The 3,097-nt window shown below is 68.6% G+C and carries 3 protein-coding genes; all 3 read right to left on the bottom strand.

Annotation, left to right across the window (positions count from 1 at the left end):
• Positions 1-80: 80 nt before the first annotated feature.
• Positions 81-1,058 carry a nitronate monooxygenase gene (locus tag HZB86_11485; protein ID MBI5906144.1) on the bottom strand — a complete coding sequence of 326 codons (978 nt, stop codon included), beginning with the start codon at positions 1,056-1,058 and terminating at the stop codon, positions 81-83.
• 85 nt (positions 1,059-1,143) lie between these two features.
• Positions 1,144-2,019 (bottom strand): polysaccharide deacetylase family protein, encoded by an 876-nt coding sequence (locus HZB86_11480; GenBank protein ID MBI5906143.1) that lies wholly within the window; start codon positions 2,017-2,019, stop codon positions 1,144-1,146.
• A 286-nt stretch (positions 2,020-2,305) separates the two neighbouring features.
• A partial coding sequence (locus HZB86_11475; protein ID MBI5906142.1) for a bifunctional UDP-4-keto-pentose/UDP-xylose synthase occupies positions 2,306-3,097 on the bottom strand: 792 nt, incomplete at its 5' end.

Here is a 3,097-nt window from a genome sequence, read left to right as displayed (position 1 = left end):
CGAGCGGTTCGGCTACGGGGCGGGGTTCGCCTCGGCGGGGATCGCGTGCGCGCTGTCGACCGCGGCCGTGGCCGCGCTCCTCAAGCGGAGGCGGTAGCCGGGGTGTAGACGCTTTCCGCCTCGGCCACGAGGCGGTCGATCAGTTCCCGGACGCTCGGCACGTCCTTGATCTTCCAGACGTTCTCGCCGGTGAAGACGAGTCCCTCCTCCGTGTCGCCGTTCCGGGACAGGTCGAGCCGGTCGATGATGCAGAAGTTGTGGCTGCAGCTTTTCAGGCACCCGCGGCGGCACTCCCCGTCGTAGACGTCTCCGCCCCCGAACAGCCGCTCGACGAACCGGTTCCGGATCGCGCGGCCCGGCAGCCCCACGGGCGAGTCGATGAGGACCACGTCCTCCGCGCGCGCGGACAGGTACTTCCTCTTGAAGGAGTCGGCCACGTCGCACTCCTTCGTGAGCACGAAGCGGGTCGCCAGCTGAACCGCGTCTGCGCCGAACTTCCCCATCATCTCGGCGATGTCGTAGCCGTCGGTGATCCCCCCGGCGGCGATCAGCGGGACCTTCTTCACCACCTTGCGGACCTCGGGGAAGAGCTCCCGCAGGGGACGGTCGGTTCCCAGGTGCCCCCCCGCCTCCTTCGCCTCCACGACGATCGCGTCCGCGCCGCTGCGCTCCGCCAGCTTCCCGAACTCCGGGGAGGAGACGATGGAGACGATCGGGACGTTGTGCTCCTTCCCGACCTTGAAGACATCCCGGGAGAATCCCGCCCCGGTGACGATCATGTCCACGCCGGCGTCGATGGACGCCTTGACGACTTCCATGAACTGCTTGACGGCGAACATGATGTTGACCGCGACCACCCCGCGCGTCATCCGCTTCGCCTTGCGGATGTCTTCCGCAAGCTCGTCGATGGGGATCCCGGAGCCGCCGATCGTGCCGATTCCGCCGCATTCGGCCACCGCCGCCGCCAGCGACGACGTGGAAACGCGGACCGACATCCCCCCCTGCACGATGGGCACCGTGGCCGTGAACCGGCCGATCTTGAGTTCCGGAAGCTTCACCATTCCCCCTCCAAACCGTCGACAAAGGAACATTTTATCCGGAAAACGATGTTTTGCTACAAAAAAGCGGAAATTATCGGGAGGATCAGACGGCGCAGGGGAATGCCCGCCCGGGCAGCAGGGCGGAGCGGAACGGGCGGACGGGAGGCTCCCCCTTTCGCGCGCGATCGCTCACGGCGGACAGCGGAACGATCCGATACCCGCGCTCCGAGGCGCCGTGAAGCAGCTTCATGAACGCATCGCGCCAGATCCCCCCTTCCGCCTCGGCGTGGACCGCCAGGACGTGGACCCCCCCGGCGTCGAGGGCGGAGAGAATCGGCCCGGCCCCCCCGCTTCCCCCGACCTCCTCGAGGCACGGCAGGTCCGAGGGCACCTCGACCAGCCCCGTCCCCTCCAGGATGAAGGGCGCTGCGGCCCGCGTGCAGCTCAGGTACTCCCATCGACGTCCGGCGATCGCCGACACCGCGTCGTCCGTGAGAAGCCAGGCGGGAGCGCCGAACGCCCGTGGGCGATGCCCCAGGCACCGCTCGTACGCTTCCAGCCCGCGGTCGAACCAGTCGCCGATCCATTCCGGCCTCTTCCGCGGAAGGTCGTCCTGCCACGATCGGTGGTCCCACGCGTGGAACTCCACCTCGTGCCCCGAAGCCTCGATCTCGCGGCACAGCCCGGGAAGGGCGGAGGCGATCATGGGAGCCGGGAGGAGCGTGCCGTAGAGGGCGGTGCGGAACCCGTAGAGCCCGGGGGCGTTGGTCCGGAGCATCTTCGCAAGGAATCGGGGGTTCCGGATCATCGGGAAGATCGCCCTCCCCGAGTTGTCCGGCCCGAACGAGAGGAAGAACGTGGCGGGCGCCCGGAAGGCGGCGAGCGTGCCGAGGAGCGACGGGACCCCCTTCTCCATCCCGCGCCGCGTGTCGACGTCGACCTTCAGCGCGAGGATCCGGTCGGCGGCTACTCCCATCATTGCGCGGAGTGACGCAGCGGGGGGTTCCTCGTGCCCCCGAGGCATTTCTCCGCGGGGGTACCCCGCCGGCGCGGAGCTTGTTGCGGGGCAGGGGGCCCTGTACTTCCCGCTGGAAGGGTACCCCACCGATACGGTTTCTCCCGGTGGGGCAGCGTGTGGAGCGAGGCGGAAATTGCGTCGAGCGGAACCCGCAGTGAGCGGGCGAAGGTCGCGAACGTCCCCGAGAGGAAGCCCCCCGCGAGGAACGCAGCGTATGAACTGTTGCGTGCCCGCCCTGGCCGCATTCCTACCGCCGCCTGCGGGAGGCGTCGGCCTCGGCGAGGAACGCGTCGAGCGTCTTCCGGAGCGCGACCCGCATCGGGACCTTCGGGGCCCACCCCAGGCGCTCCTGGGCGCGGCGGATCGACGGCGTCCGCGTCTGGATGTCCTGGTACCCCTCGCCGTAGAACCGCTTCGAGTCGACCTCGACGATCGGCGGGACCTTCTTCCCGCGGCTCCGGGGGTGCTTCGCGTACAGTGTCCGCAGCATCCCCGCCAGCTCCCGGATGGAGTGGTCGTTCTTCGGGTTCCCGAGGTTGAAGATCTGCCCCGTCGCGCACCCGCCCCGGTTCTCGAGGATCTTCATCAGCCCCGAGATGCCGTCGTCCACGTAGGTGAAGCAGCGCCGCTGCCGGCCGCCGTCCACGAGCCGGATCGGCTCGCCCAGGTACAGGTCCGCGATGAACTGCGTCACCACCCGGGAGCTCCCCTCCTTCGCCGTCTCGATCGAGTCCAGCCGCGGCCCGATCCAGTTGAACGGACGGAACAGGGTGAAGGAAAGGCCCTGGCGCCCGTACGCCCAGATGACCCGGTCCAGCAGCTGCTTGCTGCACGAGTAGATCCACCGCTCCTTCGAGATCGGCCCGAGCACCAGTGGGGATTTTTCCTCGTCGAACTCCGCGTCGGCGCACATCCCGTACACCTCGGAGGTGGAAGGGAACGCCAGCCGCTTCCCGTACCGGTGCACCTGGCGCACGATCCGGAGGTTCTCCTCGAAGTCGAGCTCGAAGACCGAGAACGGCCGCTCGACGTACACCTT

The organism is Deltaproteobacteria bacterium (genome assembly GCA_016234845.1).
In the GTDB taxonomy this organism is placed as follows: Bacteria; Desulfobacterota; Deferrimicrobia; order Deferrimicrobiales; family Deferrimicrobiaceae; genus JACRNP01.
This window is presented reverse-complemented; position numbering and strand designations above follow the sequence as displayed.

Excerpts from the sequence above, each read along its gene's own strand:
- HZB86_11480 (MBI5906143.1), bottom strand. The coding sequence starts at position 2,019 with ATGATGGGAGTAGCCGCCGACCGGATCCTCGCGCTGAAGGTCGACGTC.